Below are 23,064 nucleotides of genomic sequence, written 5' to 3'. Positions count from 1 at the left end.
TTATTGATCTCTTATGCTCTTTATCCCAATATGTCAATGTACGGTTTCCTCCCCCTTCCCCTCCCAAGGAGGGGTGTTTGTGGGGAAACTGTTGTGGAGAATAAGGGATTCGAACCCTTGACCCCCTGCGTGCAAGGCAGGTGCTCTAGCCAGCTGAGCTAATTCCCCATTTTCAGGTGTTAGGGGTTAGGGGTTAGGTGTTAGCACCCGTAGCTCTAACTTCTTTTTTCTCTGCTTTGTAGTCCCAGGCAGACTCGAACTGCCGACCTCTACATTATCAGTGTAGCGCTCTAACCAGCTGAGCTATGAGACTTTGTTCTAATTAGCAAATTTGTAAATTAGCAAATTTGCAAATTTTATTTTGTTGTCAGCAAGATTTAAAGAATGAGGCTCCTTTTTATCAATTTGCTAATTACCAAATTTTCTAATTTGCTAATTAAATCGGTCGTCTCTAGAAAGGAGGTGTTCCAGCCGCACCTTCCGGTACGGCTACCTTGTTACGACTTAGCCCCAGTCACTAGTTTTACCCTAAACAGCTCCTCGCGGTGACCGTCTTCAGGTACTCCCAGCTTCCATGGCTTGACGGGCGGTGTGTACAAGGCCCGGGAACGTATTCACCGGATCATGGCTGATATCCGATTACTAGCGATTCCAGCTTCACGGAGTCGAGTTGCAGACTCCGATCCGAACTGTGACCGTCTTTATAGATTCGCGCCTGCTCACGCAGTGGCTGCTCTCTGTAACGGCCATTGTAGCACGTGTGTAGCCCAAGATGTAAGGGCCGTGATGATTTGACGTCATCCCCACCTTCCTCACGGTTTGCACCGGCAGTCCCATTAGAGGGCTCGACTTAACTCGTTAGCAACTAATGGCAGGGGTTGCGCTCGTTATAGGACTTAACCTGACACCTCACGGCACGAGCTGACGACAACCATGCAGCACCTTGAAAACTGTCCGAAGAAAAAGGTATCTCTACCCCTGTCAGTCCCCATTTAAACCTTGGTAAGGTTCCTCGCGTATCATCGAATTAAACCACATGCTCCACCGCTTGTGCGGGCCCCCGTCAATTCCTTTGAGTTTCATTCTTGCGAACGTACTCCCCAGGTGGGATACTTATCACTTTCGCTTAGCCACTCAGATTACTCCAAACAGCTAGTATCCATCGTTTACAGCGTGGACTACCAGGGTATCTAATCCTGTTCGCTCCCCACGCTTTCGTCCATCAGCGTCAATTAATTGTTAGTAATATGCCTTCGCTATCGGTGTTCTGTGTAATATCTAAGCATTTCACCGCTACACTACACATTCCAACTACTTCACAACCATTCAAGACCAACAGTTTCAAAGGCAGTTGCTTAGTTGAGCTAAGCGCTTTCACCTCTGACTTACAAGCCCGCCTACAGACCCTTTAAACCCAATGATTCCGGATAACGCTCGCATCCTCCGTATTACCGCGGCTGCTGGCACGGAGTTAGCCGATGCTTATTCATAAGGTACCGTCATCAAACTACGCGTAGCCCTTATTCTTCCCTTACAAAAGCAGTTTACAACCCATAAGGCCGTCATCCTGCACGCGGCATGGCTGGATCAGTCTTCCGACCATTGTCCAATATTCCTCACTGCTGCCTCCCGTAGGAGTCTGGTCCGTATCTCAGTACCAGTGTGGGGGACATCCCTCTCAGAACCCCTATCTATCATAGCCTTGGGGAGCCGTTACCTCTCCAACTAGCTAATAGAACGCATACTCATCTTTCACCACCGTAGCTTTAATAAGTGCACGATGCCGTGCTCTTATACCATAGGGTATTAATCCAAATTTCTTCGGGCTATCCCCCAGTGAAAGGCAGATTGTATACGCGTTACGCACCCGTACGCCGGTCTCAGTCACCCGAAAGTAACTTCCCCCTCGACTTGCATGTGTTAGGCCTGCCGCTAGCGTTCATCCTGAGCCAGGATCAAACTCTTCATCGTTAAAATCTTTTATATCTTCTAACCGATTCTTAAGTTATTGACTTCAGGTTTCACTCAATTCTTTAAATCTTCTTTGTGCTGTACAACATTATGTCAAGGTACGTGTTGTTCTTTCCGCTCCAAAGGCACTACTCTCCTCTTTTGCGGGTGCAAAGGTATAACCTTTTTCTTTACCTCCAAAATTTTTATACGTTTTTTTTTTCAAAAAAGTTTTATGTGTTTTAGTAAGTAGTTGATTATTAATACTAATATTATAATCATTTTTGGGCTTCTTAGTGTTTTCTAACACGCTTTTCTCCTCTTACAACTAACTACCAACAGTTAAACATACATTCATATTTTTATCTCTAACCTCTATAAGTAGTTTCCAAACTATCCTATCATAATAATTTTAGTACTCAAGTGTGATATAATACATAATCTGCTAATTTACCAAAAGATATATATTTTTTTGTATATTAGAAAAATATTGTATTTTTGTTCTCATAAGAACTTATTAAAATGAAGACACCTTACTTACTAATAGCCTTCCGTTTTTTATTAGCCCCTACCATACTGATCTTTTCTTATTACACTGAAGAATCAATAGCAAGGCTATGGATTATAGTTTTCATTATCCTCGGCTTGCTCTCCGATATTTTCGATGGGATTATCGCAAGGCAAATGGGTATTAGTACAGTAAAAATGCGACGAATGGATAGCCAAACAGATTTAGTATTCTGGCTCTCTATAGGAATAGCGTGTTATCATCTCAACCCTGAGCTCATAAAGACGTATCGGTATGAAGTAATCGCTATTTTTATAATGGAAGGGTTATGTTATACTATTAGTTTTTTGAAGTTTGGCAAAGAAACCTGTACTCACGCTTTTCTCTCCAAGTTGTGGGGCTTATGCTTACTTACAGCATTTATCTCCCTCATAGGCTTTGGTCACGGAGGATTTCCCTTGCAATTAGGTATTTATTGGGGGCTCTTCTCACAATTAGATGTAATTCTCATCTTGCTTCTGTTGCCCAAATGGCAAAACGATATCCCTAGTGCCTATCACGCTTACTTAATAAGAAGAGGCAAAAACTTTAAGAAGAGTAAATGGCTTAATAGCTAAATACTCTTCTTTAATAAAAAATAAGGTTACCCTACTGATACTAATTCTACATCAAAAATAAGAGGTGCATTAGGTGGTATTACGCCTCCCGCACCACGACTGCCATAAGCGAGTTCTGATGGGATTACCAATCGGGCTTTATCTCCTTCGTGAAGAAGTAATATTCCTTCATCCCAACCTGCAATCACTTGTCCAACACCTACAGTAAACTGTAGTGGTTCTTTCCTGCGATAAGAACTATCAAACACGGTCTTGTCAAGCAACATACCTGTATAGTGCACGGCTACTTTTTGCCCTGCTTCTGCTTTTTTACCATTACCCTTGTGGGTAATTTGGTAATATAAACCACTATTCGTTTTCTCAAAGCCCACTACTTCTTTGGTAAAGGCTTCTTCGGCTTTGCGTTTCTCTTCAGCCAAACGAGCTGCTTTGGCTTCATTAAAATCATTGAAGGCTTTTAAGGCGTCCCATTTTTCTGCCTCCTCTCCTACTCTTACTATTTCTACTTTTTCAATCTTATCACCTTGTGCAATCGCATCTACTACTTCTTGTCCTTCCACAACTTCACCAAACACCGTATGCTTGTTGTCTAGCCAAGGGGTGGCTACGTGTGTAATGAAAAACTGACTCCCATTCGTACCTGGTCCCGCATTCGCCATCGAAATGACTCCTGCTTTATTGTGTTTGAGCTCTGGGTGAAATTCATCGTCAAAACGATAACCTGGGTCTCCTGTACCGGTCCCTAACGGACAGCCTCCTTGTATCATAAAGTTAGGAATCACTCGGTGAAAAGTAAGTCCATCGTAATAAGGCGTACCAAGTGGTTTTTGTGAGTTCTTCATTTTCCCTTCTGCAAGAGCTACAAAATTCCCTACCGTAGCAGGCGTTTTCTCATAAGTAAGACGAAGTAAAATAACTCCCTTCGTGGTAGTTATCTTTGCATAAATACCATTTTGCATTTTTTTTATCTCTTAATGTATTAGAGTGCAAAATTACACCAAAATTCCTAAATTACCAAATCACCACACTTTGCTCATTTTCTCATTTTCTCATTTGCTAATTTGCTAATTCCTGCAATTTCTTTAGCTCATCTCTGTACTGTGCAGCTTTTACAAAATCCAGCTCTTTGGCAGCTACCTCCATCTGTTTGCGGGTTTCTTTGATTTTCTTTTCCAACTCCTTAGCCGATAAATATACCGATTGCGCTTCGGCAGCTGTGCGCTCTTTAAACGAAGGATCGTAGTGAAATTCGGTTATAGGGCTCTTGCTGAGGCTATTCTCTATCTTCTTGTGCAAAGGCTGAGGCGTGATGTCGTGCGCCTTGTTGTAGTTCATTTGCTTTTCGCGACGATAATTAGTATCATCGATAGTGCGCTGCATACTGTCAGTAATCTTGTCGGCGTACATTATTGCCTTACCATTCACATTGCGGGCAGCCCGTCCTACGGTTTGAGTGAGCGAACGAGTGGAACGCAAAAAGCCTTCTTTGTCGGCATCGAGGATAGCGACGAGCGACACTTCGGGCAGGTCTAAGCCCTCACGGAGGAGGTTCACCCCTATGAGCACATCAAAGAGTCCTTTGCGCAGGTCTTGCATAATCTCCACGCGTTCCAATGTATCCACATCACTGTGAATGTAACGACACCTAATACCAATGCGAGTGAGGTATTTGGTAAGCTCTTCCGCCATTCGCTTGGTGAGGGTGGTTACCAATATACGCTCGTCTTTCTCGGTGCGCAGTTGTATTTCTTCTACCAAATCATCTATTTGATTGGTACTGGGGCGCACTTCTATTTCGGGGTCGAGCAACCCAGTGGGGCGTATTACCTGCTCTACGTACACGCCTTGTGTTTGCTGGAGCTCATAATCGGCAGGGGTAGCACTCACGTAAATCACTTGGTTTTGTAGCGCTTCAAACTCCTCGAATTTCAACGGACGGTTGTCCATCGCTGCGGGCAATCGGAAACCATATTCCACGAGATTCTCCTTTCTACTGCGGTCGCCTCCATACATCGCGTGCACTTGTGAGACAGTTACGTGACTCTCGTCAATCACCATCAAGAAATCATCGGGGAAGTAATCTATGAGGCAAAACGGACGTGTGCCTGGTTCTCTACCGTCCAAATAGCGAGAGTAGTTCTCAATACCCGAACAATAGCCTAATTCCCGTATCATCTCGAGGTCGAACTCAGTGCGTTCTTTCAGCCGTTTGGCTTCTAAGGGTTTGCCTAAAGCCTCAAAGAACTCTACTTGCTTCACCAAATCTTGTTGAATATTCCATATCGCTTTTTGGAGAATATCGGGAGAAGTAACAAACATATTAGCGGGGTAGATATTGAGGCTCTGGTAATGGTCTAACACGTGATTAGTAGTAGGGTCAAACTGTTCTATTTCTTCAATTTCATCGCCAAAGAAGTGAATGCGGAAAGCGTTGTCGTCATAACCTGGGAAGACATCAAGCACATCGCCCTTGATGCGGAAGTTGCCGTGCCTAAATTCGGCGGTCGTGCGGGCATAGAGACTTTGTACCAATCGATGCATCAGCTTGGTACGGGGGAGTATATCGCCCTGTTTGAGGGTGATTACGTTCTTTTGAAATTCCACAGGGTTACCGATACCATACAAACACGACACCGATGCCACAACCAATACATCGCGCCTGCCGGACAGCAAAGCAGAGGTCGTACTAAGGCGCAGTTTTTCAATTTCATCGTTAATAGAGAGGTCTTTTTCGATATAAGTCCCTGTGGAAGGTATATAGGCTTCCGGCTGATAGTAGTCGTAGTAAGAAACGAAGTATTCTACAGCGTTATTTGGGAAGAAAGCCTTAAATTCAGAATACAACTGAGCTGCCAGCGTCTTATTATGTGCTAATACAAGAGTAGGACGTTGAATGCGTTCCACCACATTAGCGATAGTAAAAGTCTTTCCAGAGCCCGTAACGCCTAATAGCACTTGGTACTTATCGTTGTGCTCTATACCTTTTACCAATTGGTCGATAGCCTGAGGTTGGTCGCCCGTAGGGGCAAAGTCAGAAACTATATTGAATTTCATTTGATTTAACCATAAATAAGAGTGCAAAGATAGTGAAGAAAACTGAAAAGTAAAAATTATTTCACGCACATAGCTCAGAGACTCTAAATACTAAAATCTGAATTCAAAATTTTATAGTCTTTTCTCGTCCATCTATTCACCTCATCTTTGCTTTCCTTTCGATTTATTACCCTCAAAACTGCTTCTCTCTCTTAACTCTTAACCCCTCACTATTAACTCTTTATACACCCTTTCTATACCAATCGTCCAAGATTCGTATAAGCTTCCTATAAGCTCTCTATAAGCTAACCCCACCCTCCTTATAGCCTTTTTTCACCAAAAATCCTCCCTCCCCTCTTCCGAACTTCTCCGTTTCTTTCCGAAAGCTCAGCTGTGTCACTTTTAGGGGTACACACTTTGCCAAAGTTTTTGCCTGTGCGGCTCGCACCTTTGGCAAAGTTAATTATCAGTATTTCTGGCATTATTGGCTTTTACCTCATTTTCTAATTCCCTCATTTTCTAATTTGCTAATTTCAGTACCCATATCGCTCGCCCCAGAGTTTTTTGAGATAGTCGCGCAGGGCATTTTCACGTGGATTATCAGAAGGTTCATAAAAGGTTTCGCCTTGCAATTCATCAGGCAAATAATCCTGAAAGGCAAAGTTATGAGCGTAGTCGTGAGCATATTGGTAGTCTTTGCCATAGCCGAGCTCTTTCATCAGTTTGGTAGGGGCATTGCGCAAGTGGATAGGTACACTCAGGTCGCCTGTTTGCTTTACCACTTGTTGGGCTTTGTTAATTGCCTTATAAGAAGCGTTGCTCTTAGGCGAAGAAGCGAGATATATAGCACACTGACTGAGGATAATACGCGCCTCGGGGTAACCAATGGTGGTTACTGCTTGAAAGGTGTTGTTTGCCAAAATCATTGCCGTAGGGTTCGCATTGCCAATGTCTTCCGAAGCGAGAATGAGCATACGGCGTGCGATAAACTTCACATCTTCACCGCCTTCAATCATTCGTGCCAACCAATAGACTGCGCCATTAGGGTCACTGCCCCGTATTGATTTGATAAAAGCCGAAATGATATCGTAATGCTGTTCACCTGTTTTGTCGTAGAGTACGGTGTTTTTCTGCACCAATCTGAGGACGCTGTCGTTCGTAATCACGACTGGTTCACCTTCAGGAGTCGCATTGACAATGAGCTCAAAAGTGTTCAACAATTTGCGCCCGTCGCCACCTGAGAGTCGCAAAAGAGCTTCAGTTTCTTGCAGTTTAATAGTTTTAGTTTTAAGAATAGCATCTTGGGTAATGGCATTGTGAAGCAGTTGTTCTAAATCTTTGCGCTCAAAGGCGTTCAGTATATACACTTGGCAACGAGAGAGCAAGGCAGGAATCACCTCAAAACTGGGGTTCTCAGTAGTCGCCCCAATGAGGGTAATCCAACCTTTTTCAACAGCCTGCAAAAGGGAATCTTGTTGGGTTTTGTTAAATCGATGAATTTCGTCTATGAAAACGATAGGGTTTTGGGTAGTGAAGAGTCCACCACTTTGTTTGCTTTGGTCAATTACTTCGCGCACTTCCTTAATCCCCGAACTAATGGCACTCAAGGTATAGAAAGCGCGGTTGCTTTGGTGCGCAATGATGTTTGCCAGCGTAGTTTTACCCGTACCTGGGGGACCCCAAAAGATAAGCGATGGCAAGAGACCGCGTTCTATCTGTTGGCGCAAAGCCCCTTGAGCTCCAACTAAGTGCTCTTGTCCCACATATTGCGCTAAGGAAGTGGGGCGCATACGTTCTGCTAAAGGAGAAGACATTGATATAATGATTAATGTTTAATGATTAATGAAATCAACTTTGCCAAAGTGTAGTAATGTATAAACTGCCTGTCGTACTACCACTTATTTTGTGATATTAGTACTAGAAGCAGAGCCAATACCTACTACTTCGTCATAGAGAGCCCCAGGAGCGCGGTAGTACACGAGCACGAGGTAAGTGTTTTCAGTTTGTTGAAAATTACCACTTATTTCGTTGAAATCAACTGTGTTGCCTGCTTTGGTAGCAAACTTATAGTTGTAAAATCCCTGTTTAAGAAGTACTTTTCCTTTGAAAAGACCGTCTTTTTCGTCATAGGTGAGTTTGTATTCCTCACGGAGTTCGTAGTTGCTAAACTTGCCGTATACATACACTTCTTTCCCCCAAAAAGTAGATTTCCCTTCTAAGGCAAAATGTACTTGGGTGTAATCGGCTTCGTTGCTGGGGTTCATTCCGTTGATAGTGGTTACCAAGAAATCGCCATTGATATCGGGGTAATAGGTATAGACATTGCTCGCACGGCTTACATTGGTAAACAAGTAGCTATTTACCCATTTGCTTCTATCCAAACGATAGACTCCCGATGCAGGCACCTGTATATCCTTGCTATCAAAATAGAAGTATTCATTGCCTCCCCAGAAAGCCGTTTCGCGGTCGTAGCGATACACGAGGTCGTTGCCCATCACGTACTGAGGTTTTACACCTGTGATAGCCGTATCCCAACGGTAGTTTTGCAGTATGGCTACTTTCACCGCTACATTGGGATTATCAAGTCTGAAATCTTTCTGCTTAATAGTGAACTGTACCACTTGTTGGGTATCGAAATACTGCAAATCCCGAGCGCGTTTTATTTCGGTGAGTACATTTACTTGGGGTGTATAAAGCACAAATCGGCGTGAAAAGAGCTCTGTGCCATAACTATCGGTGATAGAGAGCATATAGTTACCACTGAGAGTAATTTTAGTAAGTTCATTAGGAAAAGTAAGGCGGTAATGCGAATAGCCTTGCAGGGTGCCGTAGGAGTTACTCTCTGGCTGTACCGGTTGGTTATCAATGCCTTTAAGATATTCACTTTTCAGCAGAGATGAGGCAGACCAATCGGCGTTGCAATGGGTGATTTTGTAGTAATAAGTCTCCTCATTCCCCCCGAGGTCATCGAACTGCAAGCTAAACGATTCGTTACGGCGTACGATCGGGAATTGGTTTTTATCGTTGCCGTTAGCTTTGAAGATAATCGTTTTGATATAATCAGGTGGCGTTTTCTCGACCAGTGGTTGTGCTTGCATTGCCAAGGGAAGTAGGAGTAAAAAGAGAAGTTTTTTCATAATTAAATATTTATATTTGTCTTAGGTGTACTATTTTTTATTTAGTAAAATAAATATTCTCCACAAGAATAGAACTCACTTACTTCACTCCGTGCATCAGTTTCTTCACAAACGGATTGATAAGAATAATGAGTACCCCTGCTACAGCAGGCACAATGGTAAATATCAAAAAGAAAGTACTCAAACTGTACTCACGGGTGATATTCTCTATCTGTCCGCCCAGTACAGCTGCTAATTTATGACCAATAGCTACAGCGAGGTACCATACCCCAAACATAAATGCTATCATTCGTGCAGGTACGAGTTTCGAGACGTACGAAAGCCCCACTGGCGATAAGCACAACTCACCCATAGTGTTAAACATATAAGCAAATACAAGCCATAACATACTCACCTTTACTCCGTGAGTTACCCCGTGAGAGCCTAAGGCGAGTAAACCAAACCCTACTGAGAGCATCAGCAGTCCGATACCGTATTTCATCGCAGCAGGTGGATTATACTTGCTATCCCACCAACGTGAGAATAAGCTCGCTAAGGCAATAATGAAGAAAGAATTCAGGATAGAAAACCACGATACAGTCGTCTCTACCCAGTTATCGCGCTCTTCTTTCACTTGCGCAACTATCAGCCCGTTATCGGTATTGAGCTCTGCTCCTCTCTGTTTTGCCCACTGTTCCTTTTCGGCATCTACATAGCCAAACGAAGTGTTTTTGTTGTTCTTGCTCAGCAATTTTATCTCTTGTCCTACTTTTAGGTCATAATCAGCTACTCCTATGATAGTAGTACGTTCTACGATTTTCAAATCAGGGCGAGCGACTCTGTTTTCTTCAGTAATAGGGATATAAGTAGTTCTTCCCTGTGTATCGGTTTGTTCATAGGCTTGATAACTCACACTGTAAGCTGTAGTTTTGAAGTCGCGTTGTAGCATCCACGAAGCAATGCCCCATACAAGACTAAAGCACAGCAATAACATTACTACGGCAGGAAATATCTTTTTGTAGGTTTTCTTTACCAAAAGGAAAAGTACGTAAGTAATCAGTAATAGTGGAATCACGGTGAGTAGTGCATTGAAAATATTGTAAAGTACTGCCCAATTACCCTGTAATTCACGTTCTATATTGTCCCGTGCAAAAATCACTAAAGACGAAGCTCCTTGTTCAAACGACAACCAAAAAAACACCACAAAAAAGGCAAAGATGACCACGGTAAGCATACGGTTGCGCACTATCGTAGTATAACGCATTATGCGACTTCCTATCAGGTAAAAGAAAGCTATTAAGCCTACAATCACCATCACATATTGCCCTTTAAGCCCTGAGGTAGCAGCCCACCCAAAGAGGTCAATATTCCATATTTTCGAGAGAGGGTCGTTTAGTGCATAGCCAATACCTATGATTGCCGAAAGCGCTACCAATATCTTATCTAAGGTAGTAAACGGATTGAGTTTTTCCTCTTCTTGTTTTGCATCACTTGTAGTCTCTTTTTTTTCTTGTTTGCGAGGCTCACTTCCTATTGAACCAAATAAAGGTTTGGCAAACCAAAACTGTATAGTCCCCAAGAGCATAAACACTCCTGCTAAACCGAAACCCCAACTCCACCCGATGCGTTCTGCTAAGTAACCGCAAAGCATCATTCCAAAGAAAGCTCCAGAATTTACTCCCATATAGAAGATGGTATAAGCAGCATCTTTCTTCTCGGGTAGGTCTTTGTACATTTCCGATACAAATGACACCATATTAGGTTTGAAAAAGCCCGTTCCTATCACCAAAAGTGCAAGCCCCAAATAGAGCGAAACCTCAGTTTCAAAAGCCATTGATACGTGTCCTAAGGTGATAATAACCGCCCCTATGATTACTGTCCAGCGGTAGCCGGTAATCTTATCGGCTATTATACCTCCAAGTATAGGAGTGAGATAAAGAAGCATAACATACGTACCAAAGAGTGCTCCTGCGTTTTCAGTACTCCACGCCCATCCTGGGTTATACCCTATAAGCGTCATCGTAAGAAAGTTGATGAGCAGTACGCGCATTCCATAAAACGAAAAACGCTCCCACATTTCTGTAAAGAAAAGCACGAACAGCCCCGCTGGATGTCCTAATACTTGTGTATCGAAAATTGTCTTTTTAGTCATATAGATTTTATTCGTTATTTTTCTTGCCTTTCAACTCTTAACCCTTAACTAAAAATGTCCCACTTAATTCCCAATCGAATAATAAAATCTCTATACGGCTGACGTGGTGCAGAATAATAGTTGTAAGGATTTCCTATTTTTAGCCAGTTGCTCACAGGCACTTGCCATTGTTCTAAGGAAAAGAAAATGCGCATCGTACGCACTTTGGCATTGAGAAAAAAGTCAAACATCGGAAAGTTTCCCGTCTTCTCTGCCGTCTGTACAGCAAATTCTCCTAAAAGAGGATTGTACTGATTGGAGTAATATTTGGTGAAGTAATTAAACCCTATACCCGTTTGTAAGTACATTGCCTTGTTGAACAAGTGTGATGCAAAGTAAAAACTATTGCGAGTCACGAAAGTAGGCACATTCAAAATATTGCTGTCTTGTACCACTTGTTGGTAAAGCATAGTGTTATCTAAGCCCCATTTACCAAATCTGAACTCTTTTTGTACTTTTAGTTGTAAATATTGTATATTGTTGCTGTACTGCTCAGGACGCACTTTCCCTAAGATTTCTTCTTGAAAATAAGTGTAGTTGTTAAGATTGGTAAGACTGAGCGACGCATTCCCCCATTGGGTTTTCAAATCGCCATAGAGGGTCTGGGTATTCTGTTTGTTAAACGAAGTATAGTTATCCCAATTAAACTGCTTATAGTCGCTTTGATATAGCAAATAATTAAAATTAGGCATAGCCGAATGCAATTCAGCTCCTGCGGTGATGCTGTTCTTATCGTCAAAAGCATAAGCAAGTTTCCCGCTGAGTCTAGTACCTGTCATCTTGCCTACAAATGTCTGTTCACCTTCTGCCTCTATGCTGAAACCACCCACTTTCTTATGCCATTGCACACCTAAACTCAGGTCAGTATCCTTAATTTGTCGGCGTTGCAACACTCCTGATACGTAGTAAGCATTCTGGAAGTAATAATTGTAGAAATAAGCATTTCCAAAGAGGAAAGTCCTACCCAGATAGGGCAATTCGAGCTCTACTCCCAAACGGTTGATCATCTTTTTCAAGCGTGCCTTGTCGTGCAGATTTTGGGGTACATAGGCATCTCCAAAATAACTGTTGCTTTGGGTTTCGTCATAAGTATAATGTTCAGTTTCGTAGCTAAACAAATGGCGGAAGCGTATCTGCTTGTACGAAGCTAGCGAATCGCGGTTGCGTAAGAAGGCGTAATCGTGTTGCAAAAAATAACGCTTGCTCTCACGAATATTCTCGGCATTGAGCAATTGCACGTCTATTGTCGCACGGTTTTTAAACTGTTTTTCACCACCCTCAAACTGCTCGGGGGTAACGATACCTCCATTCTCCTGACTGGTGATATCGTGAGAGGCAAAGTGCGCAAAGGCAGTGTATTTCTTGTTAGGCGATACGTAGGAAAAGCCCGCTCTAAAATTGCCATTACTCACCAAGATGCGTTGGTATTTACCCAAGGAACGCAAACCTTTGTAAGCGACAAAGATATTGAGGTTGGGCTGTAGATTGATTGAAAAAAGGGTGTTCAAAAACTGACCTTGTTCCATACCGCTCTTGTAAGTAAACTCAGTAAGTGGCGTAGGCAAATGGTAATAAGTTACCTCTTCGGGAGTGAGGTAGAGTTGTTTTTTAGCTTCTGCCCCCATCGAAGGCAGGTAATCCTGACGGCGGAAGTCGTAAGAGAGTGTATTATAAGGTTGCCCCATATTCGAGAAAGGCATCTTGCCAAACATATCCTTTCCCCACTCGTTGTTCAGGTAATACTTTTGCATCGTAAGCGAAGTATCTACCGAGGTGGTATCGCGGGTATAAGTAATAATTTTGTAATCGCGTGCAGTGAAAGTAATGCTGTCTTTCTTCTTTTTAGGACGCAACGACTTAAAGGTTACCCCTCCCTCCTGATTGTTGTTCGCACTATCGTCTTCTTGTGCCCAACTCAGCAAGGGAAATAGCAATCCTATAAGGAAATATATAGTTTTTTTCAGTGTCATTCGTTTCTATTTGGGTGCAAAGATAGGAATAATTTGTCAATTAGCCAATTTGTTAATTTTAGATATAAGTCAAACGTATCAAATTTATTTGCTAGTGCGAGTTTGCAATTTGTGTCTATCTTGTTATATCAATTACTGAGACTGCCCGAAAAGTCTTAAAATCGCATTTGCGTCGCTACACTTTTCCAAAGTTTCAGACTTTGGAAAAGTTGATTACCTTGATAATCAATTTCTTCTAGTTATATTGTAGGGGCGATTTGCCAATCGCCCTCACAGAACAAAACTTTTGGGACAGACCCTTTTCTTATCAAGCTTTTATAATTAACGAATAAACTGCATAACTGACAAAACAACTATATTTTTAATCTTTTATTTGTAAATATTTTTGCTAATCAATAAAATATTCTTACCTTTGTGTCATTAAATTATAAATGATAAAGTTATGTTGTATTTTTTCAAATCCATCAGAAGACCAGTAAAACACTGGTACATTCCCCTTATTTTAGGGATTTTGTTCATTCTTTGTGGTATAGGGGTAATTATATCTCCACAAGCTTCTTATCTTACCCTTTCAATACTCTTTAGTCTCTCATTCTTAATATCAGGGATTACTGAATCCTTCTTTGCTCTACAGAATACTAAAAATCTCAACGGTTGGGGTTGGTATTTGGTAAGCGGACTCATTTCATTAATAATGGGTATTTTTTTACTTATGTATCCCGCCCTATCAATGTTTATATTACCATTGGTAGTAGGATTCACATTGTTATTCCGTTCGTTTCAGTTACTCGGTTTTGCCTTCGAAGTAAAAGAAGCTGGTGTACTGAATTGGGGTAACCTAGCCATAGTAAGCGTATTGGGTATTATCCTTTCGTTCATTTTGATTGCTAATCCTATCTTTACAGGTATCTCATTAGTAGTGTTCACAGGTTTAGCGTTTATCTTCACAGGTATTTCTTCTGTAGTACTTTCGTTCAATCTGAAAAAGTTAAAAAGTTCTGTTCAAAAGTTATCAGATGATTTAAAGAACCGTATAGAAAACCTCGAAAAAGAAGTGAAAGAAGCTTTAAAATAACAGCAGATTAGCAAAATACCACTGGCGCGAGTCTATTGTTATATCTATGACTATAGAATTACAGCGCTTTTTTACAGAAAATACCTCCAAAGAATTAAATACTCTTTGGAGGTATTATGATTTTATAATTGATGCGCCTACACCCAAAACCCAGCACTCTTTTTAAGAGTTATCTTTATCTTACCTTTTATCTTTTACCTTCAGTAATTGGCATTATTGGCATTATTGGCTTTGTGGTATTAAAAGAACACTCCATTGGTAAACCCATACCACCGCAATACCGTTTCGCCCCACAAGAGTATCATCAACCAACTGATAAACATCATCGTAATACCAAACTTGAAGGTATCGCTCCAGCTGTATTGATTGGTAGTGTACAGCAGGGCAGCAGGTTTACTGTTAAAGGGCAGTACATACACGTGTCCCACGAGCATTGCCACCGGGAAAGCAAGACTCATAATCGGATACCCGTTTTTCTGAGCTACCCCTATGGCAATAGGAATGAATATGAGGGTAAGCATTGTTTTAGATTGAAATATAAGCGAGAAAAGCAAAATCCCTCCTGTGAGTATCATATACAATACCCAAAACGGAGTGGCTTGAGTAATCCCTAAACTACCAAAAAGTGCATCGATGAGCGTGCCAGGTAAACCCGTCGCGTCAAGTCCTGCCCCTAAGGTATAAGCACCTGCCGAGAACAATAGCAAGTGCCAAGGAATGTCTACATCGTTCCATTTCACTACGCCTACGCCCGGAAGCAAGGCTACTACGGCACCCATAAAAGCTACTGCTGTTTGGTTGATACCGTGTTGCTTATCAGTAGCCCACAAAATGAGTACACAAAGAAAAATAGCAATCGCTTTATATTCCTCAAACTTCATTTTGCCAAGCTTATTGAGCTCTTCTCTAAGCCTTTCCATACCTCCTTCAATCTGTGGTACGCGCTCTTCTTTTTTCAGTGGAAAATATATTTTCGAGCCTACGAACCACGCTATGAGAATAAGTAACACGCTCATCGGAAAGGCTGCTTTAAACCAATCCTGATAACTAAAAGAGCCTATACCCATAGCTCCTGCTATAAGAGAGCCCGCTAAAAGGGCTGCCCCTGAGCCTGTCAAGAAGGCATTAGCTCCTAAATTGATTTGAAAAAGGTTCTGCAATATCAAATTCCTACCGAAGTTATTGCGGTGTTCTCCTCCCGTAGCCCCGTAGATAGCGGCTATTACCATAAAGATAGGCAACAGTATAGCAGCTTTGGCAGTAGTTGCCGAAATAAATGCCGATAGTACTAAGTTAATAATAATAAAACTCAGTATAATACCTCCCGAATTTCTGCCAAACTTCAACACAAACCACAAAGCAAATCGCTTCGCCACCTGCGTTTTTACTAACATACTCGCTAAGATAAACGAAAGGATATTGAGCCACATCACAGGGTGTCCTAATTGAGCATATGCCGTCTTGTCGGTCGTGACTCCACAGAGTACAATGCCCAGTATTACCAGTAATGAAGTGAGGTAATTGGGGATTGCTTCGGTAATCCATAAAATAATAGCAGCTACAAAAATAGCCAGCATCGCGTAGTTAATGTGTATAAACTCGTTGTGTATTGCCTGTTGTAGGGTTACTTTTTGCTCGTCCGAGAGTTTTTTTTCTCCCTTCATTGTAGCTGTTACTTGTTTGGTTTTAGCCTTTTCTATTTGGGCATACCGAGCCATCGCCGATTCTGTAAGCGGTGTCGTCTTCTCATTGGTATCAATCCGGTTGATAAACGAAATATTGGCTACCCAGTAAATAAGCACAAAGGCGAGGATAGCAAGCGGTCCTCCAATGCGTTGGAGGAACCGCTCTACCCCTGTTTTTTGTACCTTTGGCAACTTTTCGATATGATAGTTATTCATATCCAAAGGGTCAAAGGGTGGCGTGTGGTCGGTATTGTTTGTCATTTCCAGTTTTTATAAGGGTTCTTCATTAACATTGAATTGTAATAACGCTTGTCTCCTGTTACTTCTTCTCCCAACCACTCAGGACGGGCAAAAGTAGCTTTCTCGTCGGGTAATTCAATCTCTGCCATTACAAGTCCTTCATTGTCTCCATAGAACTCGTCAATCTCAAAACAATAGTCGCCGTTCTTTACCAAATAACGTGTCTTGTCAATAATACCTGGTTCGCATAGCTTCAATAGCTCTTGCACTTCAGCTACGGGTATTTCCTTTTCCCATTCAAACCGGCTTGCACCACTTTCATTACCGATGCCTTTTATGGTAATGAACCCTTTATCGCCTTTTATGCGCACTCTCACGGTGCGTTCGGGAACGGAGCTCAAATAACCTTGGGTGATACGAGTCGCCTTAAACGATGCCGCTTTATAGGCATCGCTCTTCACCATAAATTTTCTTTCTATTTCTTGTGCCATAACTTAATTTGCTAAGGGTTTATGTATCATTCCAATCACGCGTTTAATCGCTTGCAAGTAGTTGATGTTCTCTACTCCTTCTAACCCGCAATCGGCAATGGTTTTCTTTATATCTTCTATCTCGGTAGACTCTGAGTTAATGGTTTTCACCAAAGCCCCATTGATATATACGTTACCGGTTTCGCAAATGGTATTGTTCACCATATAACCAAAACGCACCTTCTCAACGGTTACTGCTTGCAAGTCGGGGTGTGCTTCCACCATCTGTAAGAACTCTCCTAAGGTGTATTCTCCTTTGGTAAGCTCAGGCATTCCTTGCACTTTAAAAGCGGAGAATACCTCTTCTTTAAGCACTTTTGCCGAGATGGGGAACTCTCCTTTCATCAGTGGGTTCCATTGTTCTAAGCCATCTACCTTTTGTACAAAGGTTTTGATGTCCATCTTACCATCGCGAATTTTAGTGTTGTTCACATCGTTAGTCCTACTCACAATATAGGTTTCGGTACTGTGGCGTTCCCATACTTTTTCAGGAACAGGTACACTTAGGCGTGCCATACGCTCGGCTTGTTTAGCAAAGCAACGCCCAAAACTGCGAAACTCAAAACGCGGTTTAGAAATTTCGCCTATCTTTAATTCTTCTTTTGCCATAATTATGTTTTTATATCATTTATTGTTTAATCGCTTATTTTGTAATATTTCCCTACAATAACCGTCCCTACTCTCCTCCTCTCTCACTGCTTAACAGTCTCATCTTCTGTTCCTGTCGCAGGATTCGCTTTTCCTTGAGTTGGGTCTGCTTGCATAAATTTACCTGTACCATCAGGACATCGGCTCCACGATTTCGTAACTGCCGCAAGACTCACTTTGCCCCAACCATCGCCTTTTTCACCTCGTTGAAAGGTGTTAAGCTTAGTTCCCTCAGGGCTGTAAAGCTCTATAAGCACATTTTTCTTGCTCGAAAAACCCGAACTAAACCCTCTCGGGGTAGTACCTTTGGCGCCTACGATAGCAAAATGTGAGTGAGGGGCTACCACTTCACCCTCAATACCCGTCCACGTAAGTTCTTCGTCTTTTTTAATGGTTACGTCTTTTAGTTTGATAGGAGTGTCGCCGTTGTTGTAAAGTTCTATAAATTTTTCGGCATCGGCACCTGCTCCGTAAAGCTCGTTAAGAACCAATTTAGTGTAGTCCGAAGGCTTATCGCCTACCACATAGCTACTTTCTTTTACGGTCGAAAATCCTGCGGTATTCACTACTGTTACTTTGTAGGTTACTTTTGTCTTATCGGCTTGTGCCGGAATAGTCCCTGTAAAAGTATTGTTCTTGCCTGTCATCGTTACGGTTTGGTTGCCTGCTCCTGCGTTGTAAACCAAAGTTACTGTCGAAGGTGCTTGTAGTCCCGGAGCGATTACAGCGGTTACCACCACATTGTCAGTTGAGGTAGGGGCTGCGGGAGTAAGCTTCACCGATTCAATAGTCGAAGCTCCCTCGTACACTGCATCTTTCACACAACCTGCTGTAATGACCAACATTAATAGAAGTATGTATCTTAAACTTTTCATTTTAGTAATGGTTTAAAAGGTGAATGTTTAGAAATTAATTTCAAAGCGCATAGCGAGCATATGGTAGCTCACACCGCCTTTGCCTTTGCCTTCCACCGCTTTTTTATAATCGGTAGTTGGGGCTCCTGTGGCATCGTGTCCAATAATCAGTTTGCCTCTGCCGTTTGCATAACGGTCGTTGTTAGTATACTGATAGTTCAGAGCTATTTTCACGTTGTTATTCACATAAAAGTTCAGCCCCGTAGTGAAGTTTGCTCCTGAACCACCATACACGTCTTTGTCGTTCAAGCTGAGGTAATCACAGCGCATTGCCAGTTCCACATCACCCCATTCCTTGCCTCGGGTAGGCTGAGTAAACTCACCTTCCGATACATTAAACTTCTGTTTCCCACCAAAGAGCAAATACGCTGCTTGCACATACCAACCCGTAAAATTGTAATAGGTTGCTTCCGTAGTAACGTGGTCGCCTATCCATTCCCCTTGTACGCGGAAGCCTCCGTAGTAAGCAGCAGCTTCTACCCCGCGCAACCATTCGTGGTCTACATTGGGTATAACATCAGTGTCTAAGTACTTTTTGCGATTAATCGAGGTAGAGTTGCGGGTACTGAAACGCGCTCCTCCGTAATCCTTAGGCACTACATCAGTCTTAGGAGTGCGGTAAGACCCCTTAACTCCTAAATAACAACCTTGCATACGGTCTTCGGTATAAGGCATCCAGCCCACTTTACTGGTGATTGAATACCCTTGGTTACGTCCGTAATCTTTGTTGTTGTCTTGCTCATTGGTCACTTCCTCAACGCCAGCCACTCGTTGCAAAAACATACCAAGCGAAGCCCTAAAATGGTCGCGCAAGTACTCTCCTTGAATACCCAAATGTCGTGACGGCACTAAGGCTTTACACACCATAGGGCGTTCCATAAAGGTTAAGTAACGCGAACTGGTAGTTTGCTCCATCGAGAAATCTTCTTTGAAGTTCCCCACTTTCAAGGCTACGTTCTTAATTCCGTCGTATTCCACGATAGCATCTTTAAGTTCAAAAATACCATCGGCGAAATCAACGTCCACTTCACCGTACCAATCTTTGGTAACTTGTGCCTTTACGGCAAATCGAGCACGGCGAATAGAAGCACCGTTGCCTATCTTGTCGTAATCGCTCTTAGCACCAAAAAACGTAGCAGCATCCACTTGCACACGGTTGTCAAACCAAAACTTATAGTTCTGATGTTTTGATTCAAAAACCAAAATGTTGTTACGTGCCTCTGAGCGAAGTTCTTTTCTATCGACTGCCACGCCATATTGGTTATAGCGAATGGTATCGAGCTCTTGGGCTATAGCTGTACTGAAGAAAGACAGCAATAGCCCCCAAATTAAAAAGGGTAACTTTTTCATCGGTTAAAATAATGTTTGTTAATGGAGTTGGTAAATTATTATTATAGTTCTTTTAACGCCACAAAGGTAAAAACTATTTTCCAATTAGCAATGAATTATTTTCTTTTTTTTGATTTAAGCTGAAAAATCCTTAATTTTAACATAACACACCTTTATCTCATCTCTATCTTACTTTCGATTATTTTTCTATTTTCAATTTTTAACTATTCACTGTTAAGCTATCCACTGTTTAACCGTTCACTACCAACTCTTTCTATAATTTTATCCTACCATACCCCTATCTCTTCCCTTTTCCGTCACTACATTCCCCCTTTGGAGGTAGCCAGCGATAGCTGGGTATGTGTAAAGAGGGAGGTTATCCCCTAGTACCTATGGCCTAAGCCCCCCCCCCCACATCACCCATTTTCTCATTTTCAATTTTGCTAATTCTCTAATTATCCCTTCTCCTTTCCGTCATACTCCCCCCTAGTGCCTATGGCCTAAGGCCTATCACCTATTCCTCTTTCTTTCGTCTCGAAACCCTGTTTTTAACATTTTTAGCGCTGTTGTATTATATTATGAGTCAATCACTTATATACCCTTTCTATACCAATCGTCCAAGATTCGTATAAGCTTCCTATAAGCTCTCTATAAGCTAACCCCACCCATCTTATACCCTTTTTTCACCAAAATTCTTCTCAGCACTCTTCCGTTCTCCTCCGATATCTTTCGTCTCCTCCTAACCACCCCAATACATCGCTTTTTCATCTCAAACTTTGGCAAAGTTTAAAACTTTGCCAAAGTTAAATTACTATTATTGCCATTATCAGCATTTTTGGTATTAAAAATTTTTTTCCTACCTTTGCACTTCATTGCATATTACACTGCTTTCATTGAAACATCTTAATTATGCGCATTCTTTTTTACATAACGCTATTTTTATCGCTACTTGCCTGCGATTCCAAAGAGAAGAAAGAGGAGGTAACACCCTTGCTCTTCCCCGATAATACGCAAATGCTTTTCCGCATCAACGATAAAGATAACTTCCTCAGTGCCATTGCTAACAATACCTTTTGGAAAACGCACAATCCTCATCAGTTGCGCCCACACGAGGTAAAACTCCTTAATAGCATTCCCACCGATGATAACTTGTGGGTAGCTTTTGATACCGAAGGTCATTTCTTTGCCATAACTCCCCGTATTAGCAACGATACTATTAGTTTTTGGCGCAATGCCGATACTCAAATCCAAAAACAAGCTCAGTTTGGTAAAGAATGGTTTTACACCATAGCCGATAACAACTTGGTTATAGGCGATTCCGAGACTGTTGCGGCTTATCAACAACTGAAACAAGAAACTAAAACTCCACGACAACAGTCTTTGGAACAACTACAAAAAGTAGGTAATACCGAATGCGTTGCCACTCTTTTCTTCCAAAAAGAAGAAGCAAATGCTTACTTCAAATCGTTCTTCGGAACCGAGATATTGCAAAATGTAAAAGATTGGGTCTCTCTCGACCTTTTCTTAGAAGAAAACAACATACGTTTCAGCGGTATGGCGCTCATTGCCAATCCCAATGCCGATATAATGGCACACACCCTACCCTATCAAAACAATGTGTTAAACATACTCCCTGCGCGCTTGCGTTCACTCGTTTCTTACACTTTCGACGACGGCGATAAGCTCGCTCAAAACGATAGTACAGCTACCAATAATCCGTTTAAAACCTCTATCAATGGGGTAGCTTTTGCTCAAACCTCCGAAGGTCAATTTGCGGTCGCCTCTTCTTTTGATGTAGATGAGACCATCAAACAGTTGCCCGTACTCTCAGAAGACTTTCAGCACAACTTCTCTATGTACGAACTCAACCCCGACCTCCCAATGGATTTTTTCACCGTTTTTGTACCTCAGTTTGTCCCTAAATACGTCGGAGTGTATGAAAAGTTTCTCGTGTTTACTACCACCAAAGACCTTCTTACCTCAGTAATCAACGATATGCAACGAGGCAATGTGCTTTCAGCCAATAAATCTTACGATTGGTTAGAACAAAACAGTGCTTCCAACGTGAGTGTTACACGGCTCACAAATCTTTATGACAACACAGCTTTTAGCAGTAAATATCCTTATATAGCCGAAAACTATCGCTGGGCAGTATTCCAACAAACCCCTCAAAACGACTATTACGTACTCAATTTCATCAGTCAAAAACAAACTGAAAGCACTCTTTCCGATGAAATGAAAGAACGTTTCCGCCTTACGTTAGACGACCAAATGGTTATCCCTCCTACCATTCTCTTAAACCACCGCACCAAACAACTCGAAATAGCCGTGCAAGACACTAATAACGATTTATATCTGATAGGTAACAACGGTTCTCTCTTGTGGAAAAAACGCTTAGACGGAAAGATACAAAGCCCTATTTACCAGGTCGATTTATTTAAAAACGGCTTCTTGCAAATGGCTTTCACTACCGAAAAGTCTATCTGGATTATTGACCGCAACGGCAATGTGGTAGAGCCTTTCCCTCTAAAATATCAAAACCCTATCACACCTTTGGAGGTGTTCGATTACGATAGCAATCGCGAATACCGCTTCCTCTTTGCCGAAAACAATATCTTGCACCTGTTAGACAGAAAAGGACAACAAGTGAAAGGCTTCTTACAGCGCACCAATGGAAAACCTTTGTTTACTCCTAAGCATTACCGTTTCAATGGTAAAGACTATCTTATCTACCCTTCCGATAATGGCGTCTTTAATATCTTGCACCGCAACGGTGAAAACAGAATAACAGTAAAGGGTAACTATCGTTTCTCCAACAATCCTCCTTTGGTATTCAATAACTTGTTTATGTTCACCACTCAAGAAGGTAACCTTATTTCTATCGATGAGAAAGGAGGAATGAATCGCACAAATCCATCGCTGGTAGAACCCTTTTATTGGGAAGGTAATCGTTATGCACTTACCTCTCTTTCGGGCAACATACTTACCATAGGCGGGCAACGCATTGAACTTCCCGAAGGTAAATATGCTCGTCCTAAACAGTTCCGTATTCGTGGCATCAACTACGTCTCAGTAAACGAACAGAACACCAAAAAAGCCTATTTATACGACGAAAAAGGAAAATTGTTAAAAGACTTTCCTGTAGAATCAGTATCTCCCATTGCAATAGATGTAGATTTAGATAAATCTATTTGGATAGTTACTGAAAAATCACCCACTGAATTGGTGCTCTACACTATGAGACAATTAGCTAATTAA

General features: G+C 41.9%; 14 protein-coding genes, 2 tRNA genes and 1 rRNA gene. 3 read left to right on the top strand and 14 right to left on the bottom strand.

Features of this window, described 5'->3' with window-relative positions; translation table 11 throughout:
- Positions 1–94: 94 nt before the first annotated feature.
- The 3 genes from HW279_RS06715 to HW279_RS06705 all read right to left on the bottom strand — a co-directional run bounded on the left by HW279_RS06715 (position 95) and on the right by HW279_RS06705 (position 1,971).
- Positions 95–168 (bottom strand) — tRNA-Ala (locus tag HW279_RS06715).
- A gap of 71 nt (positions 169–239) precedes the next feature.
- Positions 240–313, bottom strand: a tRNA-Ile gene (locus HW279_RS06710).
- Positions 314–455: 142 nt separating this feature from the next.
- A 16S ribosomal RNA gene (locus HW279_RS06705) occupies positions 456–1,971 on the bottom strand.
- Positions 1,972–2,472: 501 nt separating this feature from the next.
- Here HW279_RS06705 and HW279_RS06700 point away from each other — a divergent pair.
- Positions 2,473–3,075: a CDP-alcohol phosphatidyltransferase family protein gene (locus HW279_RS06700; protein WP_178958419.1), complete on the top strand. Its 603-nt coding sequence runs from the start codon at positions 2,473–2,475 to the stop codon at positions 3,073–3,075.
- A gap of 26 nt (positions 3,076–3,101) precedes the next feature.
- Here the strand turns inward: HW279_RS06700 and HW279_RS06695 are convergent, their stop codons facing one another.
- The 6 genes from HW279_RS06695 to HW279_RS06670 form a co-directional block, all read right to left on the bottom strand.
- Positions 3,102–4,034 carry a peptidylprolyl isomerase gene (locus tag HW279_RS06695; RefSeq protein ID WP_178958418.1) on the bottom strand — a complete coding sequence of 311 codons (933 nt, stop codon included), beginning with the start codon at positions 4,032–4,034 and terminating at the stop codon, positions 3,102–3,104.
- Positions 4,035–4,131: 97 nt separating this feature from the next.
- Positions 4,132–6,129, bottom strand: coding sequence for an excinuclease ABC subunit UvrB (uvrB, locus tag HW279_RS06690; RefSeq protein ID WP_178958417.1), 1,998 nt, complete (start codon positions 6,127–6,129; stop codon positions 4,132–4,134).
- 512 nt (positions 6,130–6,641) lie between these two features.
- Positions 6,642–7,922, bottom strand: coding sequence for a replication-associated recombination protein A (locus tag HW279_RS06685; protein ID WP_178958416.1), 1,281 nt, complete (start codon positions 7,920–7,922; stop codon positions 6,642–6,644).
- A gap of 84 nt (positions 7,923–8,006) precedes the next feature.
- Positions 8,007–9,245: a type IX secretion system plug protein domain-containing protein gene (locus HW279_RS06680; RefSeq protein WP_178958415.1), complete on the bottom strand. Its 1,239-nt coding sequence runs from the start codon at positions 9,243–9,245 to the stop codon at positions 8,007–8,009.
- Positions 9,246–9,324: 79 nt separating this feature from the next.
- Positions 9,325–11,376 (bottom strand): peptide MFS transporter, encoded by a 2,052-nt coding sequence (locus tag HW279_RS06675; RefSeq protein ID WP_178958414.1) that lies wholly within the window; start codon positions 11,374–11,376, stop codon positions 9,325–9,327.
- Positions 11,377–11,420: 44 nt separating this feature from the next.
- Positions 11,421–13,385: a putative porin gene (locus HW279_RS06670; protein ID WP_178958413.1), complete on the bottom strand. Its 1,965-nt coding sequence runs from the start codon at positions 13,383–13,385 to the stop codon at positions 11,421–11,423.
- A 442-nt stretch (positions 13,386–13,827) separates the two neighbouring features.
- On the opposite strand from HW279_RS06670, the gene HW279_RS06665 reads away from it, so the two are divergent.
- Entirely contained in the window at positions 13,828–14,460 is a 633-nt protein-coding gene (locus HW279_RS06665; RefSeq protein ID WP_178958412.1) for an HdeD family acid-resistance protein, read from the top strand.
- 239 nt (positions 14,461–14,699) lie between these two features.
- Here the strand turns inward: HW279_RS06665 and HW279_RS06660 are convergent, their stop codons facing one another.
- From HW279_RS06660 to HW279_RS06640, 5 genes are all read right to left on the bottom strand, one after another.
- Entirely contained in the window at positions 14,700–16,406 is a 1,707-nt protein-coding gene (locus tag HW279_RS06660) for an SLC13 family permease (RefSeq protein WP_178958411.1), read from the bottom strand.
- Positions 16,403–16,876: a CYTH domain-containing protein gene (locus HW279_RS06655; RefSeq protein ID WP_009411330.1), complete on the bottom strand. Its 474-nt coding sequence runs from the start codon at positions 16,874–16,876 to the stop codon at positions 16,403–16,405. The genes HW279_RS06660 and HW279_RS06655 overlap by 4 nt, the downstream gene beginning before the upstream one ends.
- Positions 16,877–16,879: 3 nt before the next feature.
- Entirely contained in the window at positions 16,880–17,524 is a 645-nt protein-coding gene (locus tag HW279_RS06650) for a hypothetical protein (RefSeq protein WP_178958410.1), read from the bottom strand.
- Positions 17,525–17,607: 83 nt separating this feature from the next.
- Positions 17,608–18,438: a lamin tail domain-containing protein gene (locus HW279_RS06645; RefSeq protein WP_178958409.1), complete on the bottom strand. Its 831-nt coding sequence runs from the start codon at positions 18,436–18,438 to the stop codon at positions 17,608–17,610.
- Positions 18,439–18,465: 27 nt separating this feature from the next.
- Positions 18,466–19,827 carry an OprO/OprP family phosphate-selective porin gene (locus tag HW279_RS06640; protein WP_178958408.1) on the bottom strand — a complete coding sequence of 454 codons (1,362 nt, stop codon included), beginning with the start codon at positions 19,825–19,827 and terminating at the stop codon, positions 18,466–18,468.
- Positions 19,828–20,715: 888 nt separating this feature from the next.
- Between HW279_RS06640 and HW279_RS06635 the strand changes: the two genes are divergently transcribed.
- Positions 20,716–23,064, top strand: a complete 2,349-nt coding sequence (locus HW279_RS06635; protein ID WP_178958407.1) for a hypothetical protein — start codon at positions 20,716–20,718, stop codon at positions 23,062–23,064.

Origin of the sequence: Capnocytophaga sp. oral taxon 903 (genome assembly GCF_013394785.1) — a bacterium.
GTDB classification, from domain to species: domain Bacteria; phylum Bacteroidota; class Bacteroidia; order Flavobacteriales; family Flavobacteriaceae; genus Capnocytophaga; species Capnocytophaga ochracea.
Note: the sequence above shows the minus strand (reverse complement) of the source record. Positions and strands in the feature narration are given on the sequence as shown.

What these genes read in the sequence shown, in the direction of transcription:
- uvrB (WP_178958417.1), bottom strand. Translation starts at nt 6,129, where the DNA reads ATGAAATTCAATATAGTTTCTGACTTTGCCCCTACGGGCGACCAACCT.
- HW279_RS06655 (WP_009411330.1), bottom strand. Translation starts at nt 16,876, where the DNA reads ATGGCACAAGAAATAGAAAGAAAATTTATGGTGAAGAGCGATGCCTAT.
- HW279_RS06665 (WP_178958412.1), top strand. Translation starts at nt 13,828, where the DNA reads ATGTTGTATTTTTTCAAATCCATCAGAAGACCAGTAAAACACTGGTAC.
- HW279_RS06640 (WP_178958408.1), bottom strand. Translation starts at nt 19,827, where the DNA reads ATGAAAAAGTTACCCTTTTTAATTTGGGGGCTATTGCTGTCTTTCTTC.
- HW279_RS06635 (WP_178958407.1), top strand. Translation starts at nt 20,716, where the DNA reads ATGCGCATTCTTTTTTACATAACGCTATTTTTATCGCTACTTGCCTGC.
- HW279_RS06660 (WP_178958411.1), bottom strand. Translation starts at nt 16,406, where the DNA reads ATGACAAACAATACCGACCACACGCCACCCTTTGACCCTTTGGATATG.
- HW279_RS06650 (WP_178958410.1), bottom strand. Translation starts at nt 17,524, where the DNA reads ATGGCAAAAGAAGAATTAAAGATAGGCGAAATTTCTAAACCGCGTTTT.
- HW279_RS06695 (WP_178958418.1), bottom strand. Translation starts at nt 4,034, where the DNA reads ATGCAAAATGGTATTTATGCAAAGATAACTACCACGAAGGGAGTTATT.
- HW279_RS06680 (WP_178958415.1), bottom strand. Translation starts at nt 9,245, where the DNA reads ATGAAAAAACTTCTCTTTTTACTCCTACTTCCCTTGGCAATGCAAGCA.
- HW279_RS06645 (WP_178958409.1), bottom strand. Translation starts at nt 18,438, where the DNA reads ATGAAAAGTTTAAGATACATACTTCTATTAATGTTGGTCATTACAGCA.
- HW279_RS06675 (WP_178958414.1), bottom strand. Translation starts at nt 11,376, where the DNA reads ATGACTAAAAAGACAATTTTCGATACACAAGTATTAGGACATCCAGCG.
- HW279_RS06685 (WP_178958416.1), bottom strand. Translation starts at nt 7,922, where the DNA reads ATGTCTTCTCCTTTAGCAGAACGTATGCGCCCCACTTCCTTAGCGCAA.
- HW279_RS06670 (WP_178958413.1), bottom strand. Translation starts at nt 13,385, where the DNA reads ATGACACTGAAAAAAACTATATATTTCCTTATAGGATTGCTATTTCCC.
- HW279_RS06700 (WP_178958419.1), top strand. Translation starts at nt 2,473, where the DNA reads ATGAAGACACCTTACTTACTAATAGCCTTCCGTTTTTTATTAGCCCCT.